The sequence below is a fragment of the Enterobacter cloacae complex sp. S2 genome (genome assembly GCF_015159675.1).
GTDB classification, from domain to species: Bacteria; Pseudomonadota; Gammaproteobacteria; order Enterobacterales; family Enterobacteriaceae; genus Enterobacter; species Enterobacter intestinihominis.
The window spans coordinates 48,261-63,397 of sequence record NZ_JADDTS010000054.1; the positions used below are offsets into that span (position 1 = coordinate 48,261).

The window sequence follows — 15,137 nt, forward strand, 5'->3', positions numbered from 1 at the left end:
CGCGCCTCCTCTTAACGGTGTGTGAGTTTCAGTTTCTCAACCGTTGCAGCAAAGTTTGGCAGCCATTTCTCATGCGCCAGGATCATCTCACTCGCGAGTTTTTCAGCGTCACGGTCAGAATGCACCAGCGGGCTCAGGTTCAGCGCCAGCAGCACGTCATTCAGCTCGCCGCTCAGGGCCGCATTGCTCGCCGCCACTTCAAAGCCTTTGATGGTGTGAATCAGGCCCATCACCTTATCGTCGAAGTGGGTAATGCGGGGATGCGGTTTTGCACCCTCGCGCCCAAGGATGCAGGTCATCTCCACGGCCCAGTCTGCCGGGATATTGTCGATGTGCCCATGATGCGGAACGTTCACATAGTGCTCGGCCTGCTTGTCATTGTAAATGGCGTTGATCACTTCACACGCGGCATCTGAATAGTATGCCCCACCGCGCTGCTCAAGCTCTTTCGGTTTGACGTTCAGGTTCGGATCTTTATACAAATCAAAAAGCTGCTTCTCTACTTTCTGTACAACCTGAGCGCGTGCGCCACCTTTGTAGTATTCGCCCATTTCAATCGCCAGCATCTCTTTCTGCTTGAAGTAGTAAAGCAGATACGAGCACGGCAGCAGATTCAGGGAGCGGATCAGCCCTTCGCTGAACGGCAGATCGAAGATGTTTTTCACCGAGGCCGCGGTCAGGCGACCAGAGGCAACGCCATCAAGCAGCTCCGCAAAGCGCGATTGCCCGTTCACAATCACATCTTTGATAAAGACCATGTGGTTCAGGCCGAACAGGTCAATGGACAATTCATCGTTATCGGTTAGCGCCAGCACATCGCGGATGAACATCTTCATGCCGATCGGAATATTGCAGACGCCGATAAAGCGTTTGAAACCGGTGTGACGATAGACTGCCTCGGTGACCATCCCGGCCGGGTTGGTAAAGTTAATCACCCACGCGTTCGGGCAGATCTCCTCCACGTCTTTAATGATGTCAAAAATGACCGGAATAGTACGCAGACCTTTAAACAGGCCACCTGCCCCGTTGGTTTCCTGGCCCAGATAACCGTGGCTCAGCGGAATACGCTCGTCCAGCTCACGCGCCTTCAGCTGGCCGACGCGCAGCTGGGTGGTCACGAAGTCAGCATCTTTCAGCGCCAGGCGGCGATCCAGCGTTTTATGCACGGTTAAAGGCACGCCCGCTTTTTCAACCATGCGTTTGCACAGTTCAAAAATAATATTTAGCTTCTCCTGACCTTCTTCAACATCCACCAGCCATAATTCGCTGACCGGTAATTCATGATAACGTTTCAGGAAACCTTCAAGTAATTCCGGGGTATAGCTGCTTCCGCCACCAATGGTTACGACTTTTAATTTCTTTTGCATAAACTCTCCCTTAGCTTATCAGGGTAATCGCCTGCAAGGTATAGCGTACTCTTCCCGCTATTTGGGCAAGCCATTACGTCAATATTCCTGGCGGATAAACCGCCGAAAGTTAATTAATTACCGTTAAATTTTTGCGGTAACTGTTCGGTGTGAATGAAGTCATTTTCTTAAAGGTTTTAATAAACAGGCTGGGGCTGCTGTAACCCGATTCGTAAGCGATATCGGTGACAGAGTAGTTAGTAATTTCCAGCTGTTTTTTGGCAAAATTGATGCGGATTTCATTAATAATTTGAACAGGCGTTTTACGGTAATAGCGCTGCGTGGCGCGCGTTAAATATTCCTGCGATTTACCCGACAGCGCCACCATGTTTTCCAGGGCGTTATCGCTGAACTGTCCTTTGTCGTGCATCAGCTCCACGGTACTGCGCAGCCACTGAGGAATATCATCCACCACCTGCTGTTCTTCACGGTGATGGCGAAGACGGTTCATGACGTAGAACGTCACGGTTTCAATAAATTCATCAAATTCATTGTCGCGGAAATTCAGCGAGGCGATAACCGTTTCAATCCAGGTCATAAACTCATTTTTAACGCGATACACCTGTGACGCCACAAAGCAGAACGGAACCAGCGGCAGATAGTGCTTCTCGAAGAAACGTCTGCTCACCCCTACGTTAAGAATGCGCGTCGCACCAAACTCATAAAAGCTCTGGTGATAGGACCCCATCGGCAGGAAGACGAAATCGCCACGCTCAAGCAGGACGCGCTTACCGTTAATCTCCTGATAGTAGCGGCCGGTCAGAACAATCGTGAACTCGTAGTAGTCATGCTGGTGCAGACCGCTGGCGCTCTCCGTTTTGTTGTAAATCACCACGTGAAAATTCTTGCCATTAAACAGCTGCTGCTCATGTGCGGTTTTGATTTCCATCGTGCTGACCTCCTGGTGCCTGTTCAGACTTACTGCATCTTCTCGTGAAGCTCGATGAGCTCCGCTACCATCTCGCGCGCCAGCATGGAGGTCATCAGGTGATCCTGCGCATGTACCAGCACCAGACTCACTTTCATCTTTCCTTCGCCCTGGTCGCTTTCGATGAGTTTCGTCTGCACCAGATGCGCTTCGTTTAACGCCGTACGGGACTGCTCCATCATGGTTTTCGCGGCAACAAAATCGCCCTGCTTAGCCTGCTTAAGCGCCGCATACGCCAGGCTTCGCGCCTGCCCGGAATTGATGATGAGCCCCATCACCACCTCTTCCAGATCGTTCACTGCGGTTTCTTCGGCAACGATACTCTCTAAATCTAACATCTTTAAGCTCCTTTACGCTGGCGCGGGTTGCCCCGCGCCGTGCAATTTTAGAATTTCAGTGCGAGGGCGATATCCTCTTCGCTCTCTTCTTCATCGATAACCGTTGCAGCCTTGTTCGCAATCGCCACGAACGGCATGTAGAGCAGGGTTGCAATCCCGAGGTTGAATATCGCCAGCAGGAAGGCGGCCACGCTACCGTTGGTGTTGAAGAACGCGCCCAGACCAGCTGGCATCGTCCACGGCGCAATGTTGGTCACCGGCGGGATAATGCCCAGGTAATACGCCGTCAGCGTAATCGCGGCCAGCAGCGGCTGAACCAGGATGAATGGAATGAACATCACCGGGTTCATGATAATTGGCAGACCAAACAGGATCGGCTCGTTAATCTGGAAGATGCCTGACGGCAGGGCCAGCTTCGCAACCTGACGATGGTCGGCGCGGCGAGAGACAATAAAGACCGCGATGATCAGACCCAGCGTCGCCCCGGTACCGCCCAGGAAGATATAGGAGTCAAGCATCGGCTTCGCCCACACATGGAAGGTTTTACCGGCCGCCAGCGCCGCATCGACGGAGCCGTACTGCTGGTAAAGCGCGACGTTTTCCAGTGCCCACGGGGTCATAATACCGCTGTCCAGCGCCGCCAGTGCCAGTGAACCATGCACGCCGAAGAACCACAGCAGGGAGGTAAAGATGACATACGCCCAACCGACCACGCTACCCATCGACGCCAGCGGCGTTGAGATAGAGTCCATAATGATCTGGTGGAAGTTAGTCCCCCAGTGAGAGAGCGCCCAGGCAATAATCCCCATGATGGAGAGAATAATGAAGCCCGGTATCAACGCGGAAAATGAACGAGAAACGGAGGCCGGAACGCTATCCGGCAAGCGGATAACCCAGTTGCGGCGAATAATAAAGGTGAACATTTCGGCCACCACCAGTCCGATAATAATACCGGAAATGATGTTTGCTCCACCCAGCCAGTTGGCGCCCACGGCGTAAGCGTCGCCCACGCTGTACGGCGTGACGGTCATAAACGCGGCAATGGACAGTAAGCCCGCCGCCAGCGGATCCACTTTACGCTCTTCCGCCAGCGCCATTCCAATAAAGAAAGGCGCCATTAGCGACATAATACCCAACGTACCGTTGTATACGTTGCCGCCAATGGCTTTTAAACCATTAAGGGTTTCAATAGTGGAAGCATCTAACCTAATTCCTAATGAATAAAAAAAGGAACCTTCTCCAAAGCTGAGAAAAACGTTGTTAATTAAAACGAACATTGCCCCGGCTAATGTCAACGGCATTAATTTAATAAAGCCGTTCTTAATGGCATTAACGTGAGGCTGCTTTCCTATTTTAACAGCAAAAGGAAGGAGTACCTTTTCAAGTGAAGCGATGACTTTACTCATAGGAAAATACCCTTAAATGCCGCAACGACCGTTACGGCGTATTGTGTGTGAAATAACTCTTTGACGGGAAAAATAAAAAATTAATTAGCAGCTTTTTTAATCGCCGCAACAGCAGCTTTTAATACACCTAAACCATCAATCTTGCCGTATAAAACGGAATCGATCACTTCGACCGGCTTATTAGGGAGCAAACGTTGAATTTCTGGCAGCATATAAGCGATTTGTGGCCCGAGTAAAATTACATCTGCTGTCTGGCCCTTTTCGCCCGCCAGCGTTTCCGGAAACGCCTCAATCACCACAGGGACTTCATATTTTTCGGCCTGCGCGCGCATTTTTGAAACCAGCAGCGAAGTGGACATGCCCGCAGAGCAGAACAAGTAGATATGTTTCTTTTCCATGATAATTTCCCTCTTATTGGTCTGACCGCCGTCGCGCTATCACTCGACTCGCTATCCTGGCTGACGGGCAGTGTGCTGAACATTGTTTGTCGTTGAAGTGAGTATACGCAATGGTACAGGGAGGGGATAATTCTGGATAGACTCAAATTGTCTCTCATTGACCTGGCTTGTTGACTACCTTCACATTTCAGGCAAATATTTCGCGCTAAGAAATAAGATTTACGTATGCATAAAAAAACCGGCCATCAGGCCGGTTTGTTAACACTTTCAGGCAAGCGCGGTTACTGCGCCTTAGGTGCCTGTGGATCAGTGTCGTATTCAGCGCAGGTCTGGTAACCCGAATTGATCACGTGACCGGTATCATCCAGGGCGACAAAGTAGGTTTCTGCCTTACCATTACGTTGACCCAGAATATAGGTCTGGCAGGTGCCACGCGCGTGGATCATAGTGACTTCTGAAGAAGGTTTACCGGCAATGGCTGCAACCTGGGAACGCGTCATGCCTTTTTTGACGTCTTTTACCACTGGCTGTGTGAACTGATCTGTGGTGCGATCGTAAGCTGTACACCCAGCCAGCATAGTCAGTACCGCCGCTGCGCTTAAAATTCCTGCTACGTTCTTGTTCATATTCCGTCCTCTTGTTTATCAGCGTGTTAACTAAGCATGGGATAAAAATTACTATTGTTCAACTTTGCGAGTTACGCCAGACGAATTTCGGAAAATTCTAATAAAACAACGATAAGCTGCTAAATCGCTGTAAAACAGTACACTCAAAACTGTGATCCTTGTCGTTTCCCCGACAAAGGGTTAGTTTTAACAGATCACACTTTCTGTTTGGTTCTGCATAGGGAGGGCGTAATGGCTCTGCAACAAGAAATTATTCAGGCGCTGGGCGCGAAACCTGCGATTAATGCCAATGAAGAGATCCGTCGTAGCGTTGATTTTTTGAAAGCTTACCTGTCCGCACACCCTTTCCTGAAGACGCTGGTACTGGGTATCAGCGGCGGTCAGGACTCCACTCTGGCCGGTAAACTAAGCCAGATGGCCATCACCGAGCTGCGTGACGAGACCGGTGACACCGCACTGCAATTTATTGCCGTACGTCTGCCGTATGGCGTGCAGGCCGACGAGCAGGACTGTCAGGATGCGATCGCCTTTATTCAGCCGGACCGTGTTCTTACCGTAAACATCAAAGGTTCGGTACTGGCAAGCGAGCAGGCCTTGCGTGAAGCCGGTATTGAACTGAGCGATTTTGTTCGTGGCAACGAGAAAGCCCGTGAGCGCATGAAAGCGCAGTACAGTATCGCAGGGATGACCAAAGGGGTCGTCGTCGGCACCGACCACGCCGCGGAAGCCATCACCGGTTTCTTCACCAAATACGGCGATGGCGGCACGGACATCAACCCCCTCTTCCGCCTGAACAAGCGTCAGGGTAAGCAACTGCTGGCGGCGTTGGGCTGCCCGGAGCACCTGTATAAGAAGGCGCCAACGGCAGACCTGGAAGACGATCGCCCTTCCCTGCCGGATGAAGCCGCGCTGGGTGTGACCTATGACAACATCGATGATTATCTGGAAGGCAAAACGCTCGACGAAGGTACCGCAAAAATTATTGAAGGCTGGTATCTGAAAACCGAGCACAAACGCCGTCCACCCATTACGGTGTTTGATGATTTCTGGAAAAAGTAAAAGCAAAACGGTAACTCAGTTTTGCAGGCCGGGTAAGGCGTAGCCGCCACCCGGCTCTTTTTTAACCACCAAACACCTGCTACACTGTATGCCTGAACAGTATATGGAGCAGTATGTGAGCAGGCGTCAATCCGCCCCGCGTCTTGAGTTTGAAGCGGCGGCTATCTACGAATATCCCGAGCATCTTCGCCCCTGGCTTGAGGCGCTGCCTAAACAGCCTGGCGTCTATTTCTTCCACGGCGACAGCGACACCATGCCGCTCTATATCGGCAAAAGCGTAAATATCCGCAGTCGGGTGATGTCGCACCTGCGTACGCCGGACGAAGCATCGATGCTCAGACAGTCCCGGCGGATCACCTGGATCGAGACGGCAGGTGAACTGGGCGCGCTTCTGCTCGAAGCCCGGCTCATCAAGGAACAGCAGCCGCTGTTTAACAAACGCCTGCGCCGCAACCGCCAGCTGTGTTCCTTGCAGGTTAACGCGGGAAAACCGCAGGTCGTTTATGCCCGGGAAGTGGATTTTTCGCATGAACCGAATCTTTACGGTCTGTTTGCCAACAAACGTGCCGCACTGCAAACTCTGCAATCCCTTGCTGATGAATTACAGCTTTGTTACGGCCTGTTAGGACTGGAAGCGACTACCCGCGGTCGCGCCTGTTTCCGCTCCGCGTTGAAACGCTGCGCCGGGGCGTGTTGTGGAAAAGAGAGCGTTGAAGAACATCATGCCCGGTTTATGGCTGGCCTGGCCTCAATCAGCGTCAACTGCTGGCCGTGGGAAGGCGCGGTGGCGTTGAAAGAGACCCGCGATGCGATGACGCACTATCACGTCATCCGCAACTGGCTCTGGCTTGGCGCGGTTGAAAGTCTGGATGACGCTGCCGCCCTGCTGCGCACACCTGCCGGGTTCGATCAGGATGGCTACAAAATTCTCTGTAAGCCGCTGTTAACCGGTAAATATGAGATAGTCATGCTCAATGACCCGGCAGCCAGGTAATTTCACTGAACAGCAGCGACCCCTTCGTTTCCAGTAGACGGAGGGTATGGCTGCCCTCTTGCCAGCTGGCGCCCTGATCGGCGGTCAGTAATTTATCGCCCAGTTGCCAGGCGCCGCTTAATACGAACGCCACGCCACCGCGTGATGCGAAGGTAGTGAACGTTCGGGTAGCAACGCGCACTTTTGCCTGGCAGTGCTCCCGTCGGGTCATGACATTGAAATCCATCGACATCTGCCCCTCCGTGAGCACGGCTTTCACCGTCAAATCGCCCGCAAAGCCGTAAGGCTGATGGTGTTTCAGGGTATGGCAAAACGCCCTCCCCGCATCCAGCGTCACCTCGCCGCCTTCCAGCAGCGTAATCACCCGGTCAACGCCCGGAAACGCGGAGAATTCGCCGTTACTGGCGATGGAGGCGATGCTGGCCCGCCAGGAAAAATCCCGCGTCGCGGGAGGGAAACAGCAAATCTCACGCGTCTCGCCCGCGCCGTTACGCCAGAGACTGACGGGTATTTTACGGATATCAAAGAATTCCATGACCACTCCTGAAGGACGCACCGTGCGCCAGGGCATTTTCACAGACGTATTATCGGCAACGGTAAGGCCAGACCTTAGGCATGGGGCAAAAGAAAAACCGCCGGTCCTGTCCACAGCGTTTTCGCTTGTGTAGACAGGAGCCCGGCGGTCTTAAGAGAGTGAACCGATTATTCGGCTGGTGCAGGCATTTTACCTTCCGGCGCTGCACGTTCTGTCAGACGCTTCTCAAAATTGGCATTAAATTGCTTTTTCTGTTCCGGCGTCAGAATGTTGTAAATCTTGTTCTGGGTTTCCATGTGGGCCAGCATGCGCGCTTTATGCTGCTCGGCCATTTTGTCGATCTGCGCTTCTGCTTTTGCTTTGTCGAAGCTGTCGCTGGCAATGATGTCATGCATCGCGCGGCGCTCTTCCAGCGGAGGACGTTTCATCTGGTCACGCTGACTTTTCCTGATGTCGCGGATCTGCTGCTTCTGCGCATCGGTCAGGTTCAGATCTTTAAACATCATCATCTCATGATGCATACCCGGCTTGCCTTTATGATGCATCATCATTTTGCCTTCTGCCGGCGCGGCGGTAGTGGTCGCGGTATCGGCGGCGAACGCCATGCTGGTAGCGCCCAGAGCCAGGGTAGAGGCAACAAACAGTGCAGTTAATTTACGCATAATGTCTTTCCTTACTTTCAGTTATTCTTCGGCGCTATGCCGTGTTGACGAGATTAACTTTACGGGGTTTATCGTCAATTAGTCAGAGCAACGGTAAAACAATGAAAGTATAAAAAACACGTTTTCGCCAATTATGGAGAAATTAAGGAAAAAGCGTGGAGAGATGAAACAAAAATATTCAACAGGATGATTTTAAAGAGATTGTGGAGGAGTATAGCGAAGTGCCGTTTAATAATAAAGCAATTCTCCAGGAATATTCCGCAAACACTTCCAGAGCGCTTTTAACGTTAAGAAATTAATTCTTCGTTTCCCCTCCGGTCTGCGCGAGGGGAGACGATCAGGGCATTTTTTCCAGCATCAACCCGGCTCGTAAACCAAACGCGACTGACGGGTTAGGAAATAAAACATATTCCGTGGGGTTCTGTACCGCATAGCGCGTCTCACCATCTTCCGCCAGCAGGACGCCCTGGCGAAACGGCGTGAAGTTCAGCGTATGGGGCGCCATATGAAGCTGGAAAGCTTCACTTTGACGCGTGATCTGCTGTACGACCCGATAGCGCACGACAGGTTCCCGGGTGGGTTCCGGCGCAACCCCTGCGAGCAACGCCCGAAGCGCCTGATGCGTAGGGGCAAAACGCGTCAGGTCGTTTTGCCCGAACGGCAGCGCTTTTCCCAGCTCCAGCGTGCAGGACAGCGCGCCGAAATTCTCGCAGGTGAAGTGGGTAAACGTGCCGCCCGGCGTCTGGTGGAAAACCAGCGCTTCCAGTCCCGCGTCGCCAAGCCAGGTCAGAAACGCCTCATCCCACGGCTGATGGCGCTGCGGTAACACGCCAAAACGTACGTGGTACGAGGCGCGGATGGCGGTATGCAGATCGAGGTGCCAGCGCGTCTCCCCCGCCCCGGCAAAAAACGCCGTGACCACCTTCTCCAGCCATTGCGCACGTGTCGTTTCATCACTCTGTGGAAATTGCGCCCAGCGGCCACCAAACATTCGGTTGATGTCGCTCACGAGATACCGTTTGTTTTGCGCCAGCGCAGGCGGATTTCCCAGTACCACCAGCAGACGGCAGTGCAGCGTGATCTCTGCGCGATACAGCGCGCGCAGCAACAGATCGACAATCTCCACGGGCGCGGTTTCATTCCCGTGAATGCCGGTAGAAAGCAGCAGCGACAGGTTATATTGCCACGTCGGCGTCAGTTCAAGCACGCCCGGCCCCAGCCATCGCCAGTGGAACGAAGGGCCTTCCCCCTCGTGCCGCTCCGGTGTCTCTTCAGCCAGCGTCAGCGCCAGAAAGTTTTCCATATCGTCTCCTTAGCGCTGGAACGGATAAACCGATCCCAGTTGCAGGATGGTCGATAATGCATCCAGCGCCTCGCGGCCTTCGCGCAGCAGCTGCGGATCAACCAGATCGGCCTGAACCAGACGGTCACGATAGTAGCGGTCCACCCAGTCATTGAGGGTATTGAACAGCGTGTCGTTCATCATCACCGACGGATTCACGGCCTGCATTTCCTCCGGCGTTAACACCACGCGCAGTCGCAGGCACGCCGGTCCCCCGCCGTTGGCCATACTTTCCCGCAGATCAAACACGCGCAGTTCATCAATCGGGTTATCCGCCTGCACCAGTTCGCTGAGATAGCGCCAGACGCCCTGATGGTTGCGGGACTCCTGCGGCAGCACCAGCATCATGCTGCCGTCATCCCGGCTCAGCAGCTGGCTGTTGAACAGATACGTTTCGACCGCATCCTGCACGCTTACCGCCTGCGTGGGCACCTGAATCGGCATAAATCCCGGCACGCGTTCGCGCAGCGTGGCCAGCAACTTTTCCTGATGGGCAAACGCCTGCTCGTGGCAGAACAGCACCTGACGGTTGGAAACGGCAATCACGTCGTTATGAAAAACGCCCTGGTCGATCACCTGCGGATTTTGCTGGGCAATAATCACCTGAGTAGGATTAACCTGGTTCAGCCGTGCAACCGCCTGGCTTGCGGCTAAGGTTTGTCTCGCCGGATAACGAACCGGCGCGGCGTGGCCGCCCTCTTCCCGTCCATAGATAAACAGCTGCAAACCCGGATCGCCGTAATCGCCACCCAGACGGTTGTGGTTTGCCGCCCCTTCGTCGCCAAACATCGCGACCTGCGGCAGCGCCGAATGCACCTCAAAATGCGCATCATGATTAAAAATGGCGCGCAGCACGCGCCCGGTGGTCTCCGCTTCGCTGGCGCGGTGGAATTTGTTGTTCAGGTTAGCGACAGTCAGATGCACTTTGCCGTCCAGCGTATCCGCCGACGGCGCGACGGTGGCGGCATTCGCTACCCACATTGAAGAGGCTGAACTGGCCGCGGAAAGCAGCTGTGGGGACTGCGTACCGGCTTTTTCAACCACCTGTTCATCCGTACCGCTGAAGCCCAGCTGGCGCAGCACGGCCACGTTCGGCCGCTCCTGCGGCGGGATCACCGCCTGCGGGAAACCGGCATCGGACAGCGCCTTCATTTTCAATAGCCCCTGCTTGGCCGCCAGCTTCGGGTTCGAGACCTGGAAACGGTGCTTCGTCGAAGCTTCATTGCCGAACGACAGCCCGGCATAGTGGTGCGTCAGCCCCACCAGTCCGTCAAAGTTAACCTCACGCGCTTTCATGGGCGTCACCCTCTGTAAAATCCAGCCCCGGATTCAACGTCTCCGGCAGCGTCAGCGCCGGGGTTTCCAGGCTTGCCATCGGCCACGCGCAGTAATCGGCGGCATACCAGGCGCTGGCGCGATGGTTGCCCGATGCCCCTACGCCACCAAACGGCGCGGTGCTCGCCGCGCCGGTCAGCGGTTTGTTCCAGTTCACGATCCCGGCGCGCGCTTCCAGCAGCAGCTGGTCGAATTTCTCGCGATGCGGGGATATCAGGCCGCTCGACAGGCCATAGCGGGTGTTGTTGGCCATCTCGATCGCCGATGCAAAATCGTCATAGCGCCAGACGCACAGCAGCGGGCCAAAGACCTCTTCATCCGGCACGTTGCTCGTCGCACTCATCTCAATAATCCCCGGCGTCAGCAGCGATGTGCCCGGCAGAACCAGCTTCGGCTCCAGCAGGGTTTTCGCCCCGCGCGCCACGTGCTCCTGCCACGCTTTCAGCACGTTCAGCGCCGCCTGCCCGGAGATCAGCCCGCCGATAAACGGCTGCGGCTCGGTATCCCATTTCGCGGGAACCAGACGCCCGCTCACCTCCACCAGACGCTTAAGAAACGCATCCCCCTGCGCGCCGCGTTTAACCAGCAGGCGGCGGGCGCAGGTGCAGCGCTGTCCGGCGGTAATGAATGCCGACTGAATGGTCAGGTGGACCGCAGCATCGATATCATCCGGATCTTCCACAATCAGCGGGTTGTTGCCACCCATCTCCAGCGCCAGAATTTTTTCCGGCTGCCCCGCCAGCTGACGATGCAGCTGATAACCCGTTCCGGCACTGCCGGTAAACAGCAGACCGTCAATGTCGCTCAGCGCACTCAGCGCCTGACCGGTTTCACGCCCGCCCTGCACCAGATTCAGCACGCCCGGCGGCAGCCCCGCCTGCTCCCAGAGTTTTACCACCGCTTCTCCGGTTAAGGGGGTTAACTCACTCGGCTTGAAGATGACGGTATTTCCCGCCAGCAGCGCAGGCACAATATGCCCGTTCGGCAGATGCCCGGGGAAGTTGTACGGGCCAAACACCGCCAACACCCCGTGCGGACGGTGGCGCAGCGTGGCGGCGCCGTCCGGCATCCCGGTATGCTGCTCACCGGTGCGGGCATGGTACGCCTTCACCGATATACCGATTTTATTGATCATCGCCGTCACTTCGGTTGTTGCCTCCCAGCGCGGCTTGCTGGTTTCGCAGGCAATGATGCGGGTCAGCTCTGCTTTATTGGCCTCCAGCAGCGCAGCAAATTTCTCAACCAGCGCCTGGCGCTCGGAGAATGGCCGTTTCGCCCATGCCGGAAACGCGCGGCGTGCAGCCTGGTAGGCCTGCTTAACCTGCCCGGCGCTGGCGTCGCTCCCCGACCAGAGCACCTCCTGGCCGACCGGGTTAGTTTTTGTCCGCGCATCACCTTCGCCCGTTACCCAGTCACCGTTAATCCATAGAGTCATGCTGTTTTCTCCTCAGGGCAGAGCCGCACCAGGCGAACCGTGTCGCCAGCGTTACATTTCAGGGCATCCAGTTGCGCAGCCGTCAGTACCAGACGCTCGCATGTTGGGTTGGTTCGCACCAGCATGGCGCGGAAGTTGGCGTAATTCTCGTTCGAGACCAGGCAGGCTGGCCACTCGCCCGGCGCGGGCTGGCCTTCTGAAACCTCAACCAGGCGGCTTTTTCGGATGGCGCGTACGCGGTCAATGTCGCATTCCAGCGTCGGACCGCCGTCAAAGATGTCGACGTAATTACGGTAGCGAAATCCCTCTTTCTCCAGCACTGCACGGGCCGGAGCGGTTTGCGGGTGAACTTCGCCGATCACCGCCTGCGCTTCCGGCGTTAAGAAATGGGTATAAATAGGATGCTTCGGCATTAACTCGGCGATAAACGCCTTCTGACCGGTACCGCACAGGTAATCCGCCCGGCTGAATTCCATGGAGAAGAAGCGTTCGCCCAGGCTCTCCCAGAACGGCGAGTAGCCCGTCTCATCAATTACGCCGCGCATCTCCGCGACCACTTTTTCGTTGAAGCGGTCGCGAAAGGCGGCCATAAACATGAAGCGCGATTTGGAGAGCAGATAACCGTTACCCTCTTTGCGCCAGTCCGGATCGAGAAACAGGGTGCAGAGTTCGCTGGCGCCGGTATGGTCATTACAGAGAAAGAGCGTCGGCAGCGCGTTGTAGACGTTCAGCTCTTTCGAGGCGTGGACCATCGTGCCGACGCGGTAGTTGTACCACGGATCGTTGAGCCCGACGGCCACCTCAATGGCGCAAATCCCCGCCACGGTTCCCGTGTCGGTCTCTTCCAGCACGAACACATAGCCCTGTTCGCTTTTTGGCAACGTCCCCTGCCAGGTTTGCAGGGCGCGCTCAATGCGCGCCGACAGCGTTTTTTCATCGGCAGGCAGCGAGGTCAGCCCGCCCCCTGTCTTACCGGCAAGCTGCATAAGCCCGGCGAGATCGCCGTGCGCAACGGGACGGATGACCATCATGATGACACCCCGGACTTCACCTGTTCGCAGGCCAGCGCAAAACGATCTAACCCGGTTCTGACCTCTTCCTCACTGACGATCAGCGCAGGGGCAAACCGCACCACGTTAGCGCCGGCAATCAACACCATCACGCCCTGCTTTGCCGCTTCCTGTGAAATCAGCTTCGCTTTGCCAGCAAACTCAGGGGCAAGCTCACAGCCTATCAACAGCCCCAGACCGCGGATCTCTTTGAACATGCCGGTCTGGTTATTGATGGCGGTAAGACGCTCAACAAACCACTGGTGACGCTGCTTCACGCCGCTAAGCACCTCAGGAGTGTTGATGATATCCAGCACCTGTCCGGCGACAGCGGTTGCCAGCGGGTTACCGCCGTAAGTGGTGCCATGGGTGCCCACGGTCATCACGCTGGCGAATGTATCGGTGGTCAGCATCGCCCCCACCGGGAAGCCGCCGCCGAGCGCTTTGGCTGTTGAAAGCACATCCGGGGTCACGCCATAGTGCATGTAGGCGTACAGCTCACCCGTGCGGCCCACGCCGGTCTGGACTTCGTCAAAAATCAGGACCGCGTTATGCCGATCGCACAGCTCGCGCAGCCCTTGCAGGAACGCTTTCTGGGCGGGCATGACGCCGCCTTCCCCCTGCATGGGCTCGACAATCACCGCACAGGTGGTGTCGTCAATCAGCTCGCTGGCAGAGTGTAAATCGTTATACGCCGCATGACGGATATCCGGCGGCAGCGGCGCAAAATCCTGAGAATATGAGGGCTGACCACCCGCACTGACGGTAAACAGCGTGCGGCCATGGAAGGCATTTTTAAAGGCTACGATGCCGCTCTTGTGCGGGCCGAATTTATCGTGCGCATATTTGCGCGCCAGCTTCAGCGCCGCTTCGTTCGCTTCCGCGCCGGAGTTACAGAAAAAGACTTTTTCTGCGAAAGTGGCGTCGATCAGCTTCTTCGCCAGACGCAACGCCGGTTCGTTGGTATAACCGTTGCCGGTATGCCAGAATTTCGCCGCCTGATCATTCAGCGCCTGCCGCAGCGCCGGGTTTGCATGCCCCAGCGCATTCACCGCAATCCCACCCGCAAAGTCGATATACTCTTTGCCCTGCTGATCCCACAGGCGAGAGCCTTCCCCACGTACCGGAATAAAAGCCGCCGGAGCGTATACCGGCATCATCCATTCATCAAAATTTTCACGCGTAACTGACAGAGACATAGCGACCTCATCCGGTAAATAAAAGGTTGTTTAAATGTTAAATAATTGAGTGTTTGCACTGTGAATGTAGATTGCAGCGTTCGTGCCAGCCAGCGATAAAAATGCATAAACGGATTTGGGTAACAGAATATCAATGAGTTACAATATGGAGTTATTCACTATTAATGCATAAATAGTGAATATTTTTACAGCAAGCGGCGCTTTGCCGCACGAAAACAAGAAAGAGTATGCACATGCCAAATATAATTCTGGAATTGTGATCGCTCGCGAAATTTATCGGTCCTTTACGCCCTGTTCGAGGGCAAAACGCGTCGAAATGGTGCAAATATTGCACCGTCGGCATTATCTGTCGCAGTAATTGGGCGAAGCGGATAACAGACGACGTAAATTCTGCTACCATCCTTGCACTATTCACCTTGCATTGG

The 15,137-nt window shown here is 55.0% G+C and carries 15 protein-coding genes; 2 read left to right on the forward strand and 13 right to left on the reverse strand.

What is annotated here, in order from left to right; all coding sequences use genetic code 11:
• Positions 1-11 precede the first annotated feature (11 nt).
• From IPZ49_RS20935 to osmE, 6 genes are all read right to left on the reverse strand, one after another.
• Entirely contained in the window at positions 12-1,367 is a 1,356-nt protein-coding gene (locus IPZ49_RS20935) for a 6-phospho-beta-glucosidase (protein WP_022647822.1), read from the reverse strand.
• Positions 1,368-1,476: 109 nt separating this feature from the next.
• Positions 1,477-2,322: a transcriptional regulator ChbR gene (gene chbR, locus IPZ49_RS20940; protein ID WP_255248587.1), complete on the reverse strand. Its 846-nt coding sequence runs from the start codon at positions 2,320-2,322 to the stop codon at positions 1,477-1,479.
• 2 nt (positions 2,323-2,324) lie between these two features.
• Positions 2,325-2,672 (reverse strand): PTS N,N'-diacetylchitobiose transporter subunit IIA, encoded by a 348-nt coding sequence (gene chbA / locus IPZ49_RS20945; RefSeq protein ID WP_022647820.1) that lies wholly within the window; start codon positions 2,670-2,672, stop codon positions 2,325-2,327.
• A 47-nt stretch (positions 2,673-2,719) separates the two neighbouring features.
• Positions 2,720-4,078 (reverse strand): PTS N,N'-diacetylchitobiose transporter subunit IIC, encoded by a 1,359-nt coding sequence (chbC, locus tag IPZ49_RS20950; RefSeq protein ID WP_017384664.1) that lies wholly within the window; start codon positions 4,076-4,078, stop codon positions 2,720-2,722.
• Between the two features lie 80 nt (positions 4,079-4,158).
• Complete coding sequence (gene chbB, locus IPZ49_RS20955; protein ID WP_225303350.1) at positions 4,159-4,482, reverse strand: PTS N,N'-diacetylchitobiose transporter subunit IIB; 324 nt, start codon at positions 4,480-4,482, stop codon at positions 4,159-4,161.
• 275 nt (positions 4,483-4,757) lie between these two features.
• On the reverse strand, positions 4,758-5,102 hold the full coding sequence (osmE, locus tag IPZ49_RS20960; protein ID WP_022647818.1) for an osmotically-inducible lipoprotein OsmE: 345 nt from the start codon (positions 5,100-5,102) through the stop codon (positions 4,758-4,760).
• Positions 5,103-5,333: 231 nt separating this feature from the next.
• On the opposite strand from osmE, the gene nadE reads away from it, so the two are divergent.
• Complete coding sequence (nadE, locus tag IPZ49_RS20965) at positions 5,334-6,161, forward strand: ammonia-dependent NAD(+) synthetase (RefSeq protein ID WP_022647817.1); 828 nt, start codon at positions 5,334-5,336, stop codon at positions 6,159-6,161.
• Between the two features lie 115 nt (positions 6,162-6,276).
• A complete protein-coding gene (gene cho, locus IPZ49_RS20970; RefSeq protein WP_032624399.1) occupies positions 6,277-7,155 on the forward strand; it encodes an excinuclease Cho in 879 nt (292 codons plus the stop codon).
• Here cho and ves read toward each other — a convergent pair.
• The 7 genes from ves to IPZ49_RS21005 form a co-directional block, all read right to left on the reverse strand.
• Entirely contained in the window at positions 7,133-7,690 is a 558-nt protein-coding gene (ves, locus tag IPZ49_RS20975; protein WP_022647815.1) for an environmental stress-induced protein Ves, read from the reverse strand. The genes cho and ves overlap by 23 nt on opposite strands.
• 167 nt (positions 7,691-7,857) lie before the next feature.
• Positions 7,858-8,352 carry an ATP-independent periplasmic protein-refolding chaperone Spy gene (gene spy / locus IPZ49_RS20980; protein ID WP_022647814.1) on the reverse strand — a complete coding sequence of 165 codons (495 nt, stop codon included), beginning with the start codon at positions 8,350-8,352 and terminating at the stop codon, positions 7,858-7,860.
• Between the two features lie 337 nt (positions 8,353-8,689).
• On the reverse strand, positions 8,690-9,655 hold the full coding sequence (gene astE, locus IPZ49_RS20985; protein WP_063146072.1) for a succinylglutamate desuccinylase: 966 nt from the start codon (positions 9,653-9,655) through the stop codon (positions 8,690-8,692).
• A gap of 9 nt (positions 9,656-9,664) precedes the next feature.
• Positions 9,665-10,990, reverse strand: coding sequence for an N-succinylarginine dihydrolase (gene astB / locus IPZ49_RS20990; protein ID WP_063146073.1), 1,326 nt, complete (start codon positions 10,988-10,990; stop codon positions 9,665-9,667).
• Positions 10,977-12,464 (reverse strand): succinylglutamate-semialdehyde dehydrogenase, encoded by a 1,488-nt coding sequence (astD, locus tag IPZ49_RS20995; RefSeq protein ID WP_063146074.1) that lies wholly within the window; start codon positions 12,462-12,464, stop codon positions 10,977-10,979. The genes astB and astD overlap by 14 nt, the downstream gene beginning before the upstream one ends.
• Positions 12,461-13,495 (reverse strand): arginine N-succinyltransferase, encoded by a 1,035-nt coding sequence (gene astA / locus IPZ49_RS21000; protein ID WP_022647810.1) that lies wholly within the window; start codon positions 13,493-13,495, stop codon positions 12,461-12,463. Before astA ends, astD begins: the two co-directional genes overlap by 4 nt.
• Positions 13,492-14,712, reverse strand: a complete 1,221-nt coding sequence (locus IPZ49_RS21005) for an aspartate aminotransferase family protein (protein WP_022647809.1) — start codon at positions 14,710-14,712, stop codon at positions 13,492-13,494. The genes astA and IPZ49_RS21005 overlap by 4 nt, the downstream gene beginning before the upstream one ends.
• Positions 14,713-15,137: the final 425 nt, after the last annotated feature.

Bases quoted from the DNA above. Each gene is read 5' to 3' on its own strand.
- IPZ49_RS20935 (WP_022647822.1), bottom strand. From the start codon at position 1,367: ATGCAAAAGAAATTAAAAGTCGTAACCATTGGTGGCGGAAGCAGCTAT.
- chbA (WP_022647820.1), bottom strand. From the start codon at position 2,672: ATGTTAGATTTAGAGAGTATCGTTGCCGAAGAAACCGCAGTGAACGAT.
- chbC (WP_017384664.1), bottom strand. From the start codon at position 4,078: ATGAGTAAAGTCATCGCTTCACTTGAAAAGGTACTCCTTCCTTTTGCT.
- osmE (WP_022647818.1), bottom strand. From the start codon at position 5,102: ATGAACAAGAACGTAGCAGGAATTTTAAGCGCAGCGGCGGTACTGACT.
- nadE (WP_022647817.1), top strand. From the start codon at position 5,334: ATGGCTCTGCAACAAGAAATTATTCAGGCGCTGGGCGCGAAACCTGCG.
- ves (WP_022647815.1), bottom strand. From the start codon at position 7,690: ATGGAATTCTTTGATATCCGTAAAATACCCGTCAGTCTCTGGCGTAAC.
- spy (WP_022647814.1), bottom strand. From the start codon at position 8,352: ATGCGTAAATTAACTGCACTGTTTGTTGCCTCTACCCTGGCTCTGGGC.
- astE (WP_063146072.1), bottom strand. From the start codon at position 9,655: ATGGAAAACTTTCTGGCGCTGACGCTGGCTGAAGAGACACCGGAGCGG.
- astB (WP_063146073.1), bottom strand. From the start codon at position 10,990: ATGAAAGCGCGTGAGGTTAACTTTGACGGACTGGTGGGGCTGACGCAC.
- astD (WP_063146074.1), bottom strand. From the start codon at position 12,464: ATGACTCTATGGATTAACGGTGACTGGGTAACGGGCGAAGGTGATGCG.
- astA (WP_022647810.1), bottom strand. From the start codon at position 13,495: ATGATGGTCATCCGTCCCGTTGCGCACGGCGATCTCGCCGGGCTTATG.
- IPZ49_RS21005 (WP_022647809.1), bottom strand. From the start codon at position 14,712: ATGTCTCTGTCAGTTACGCGTGAAAATTTTGATGAATGGATGATGCCG.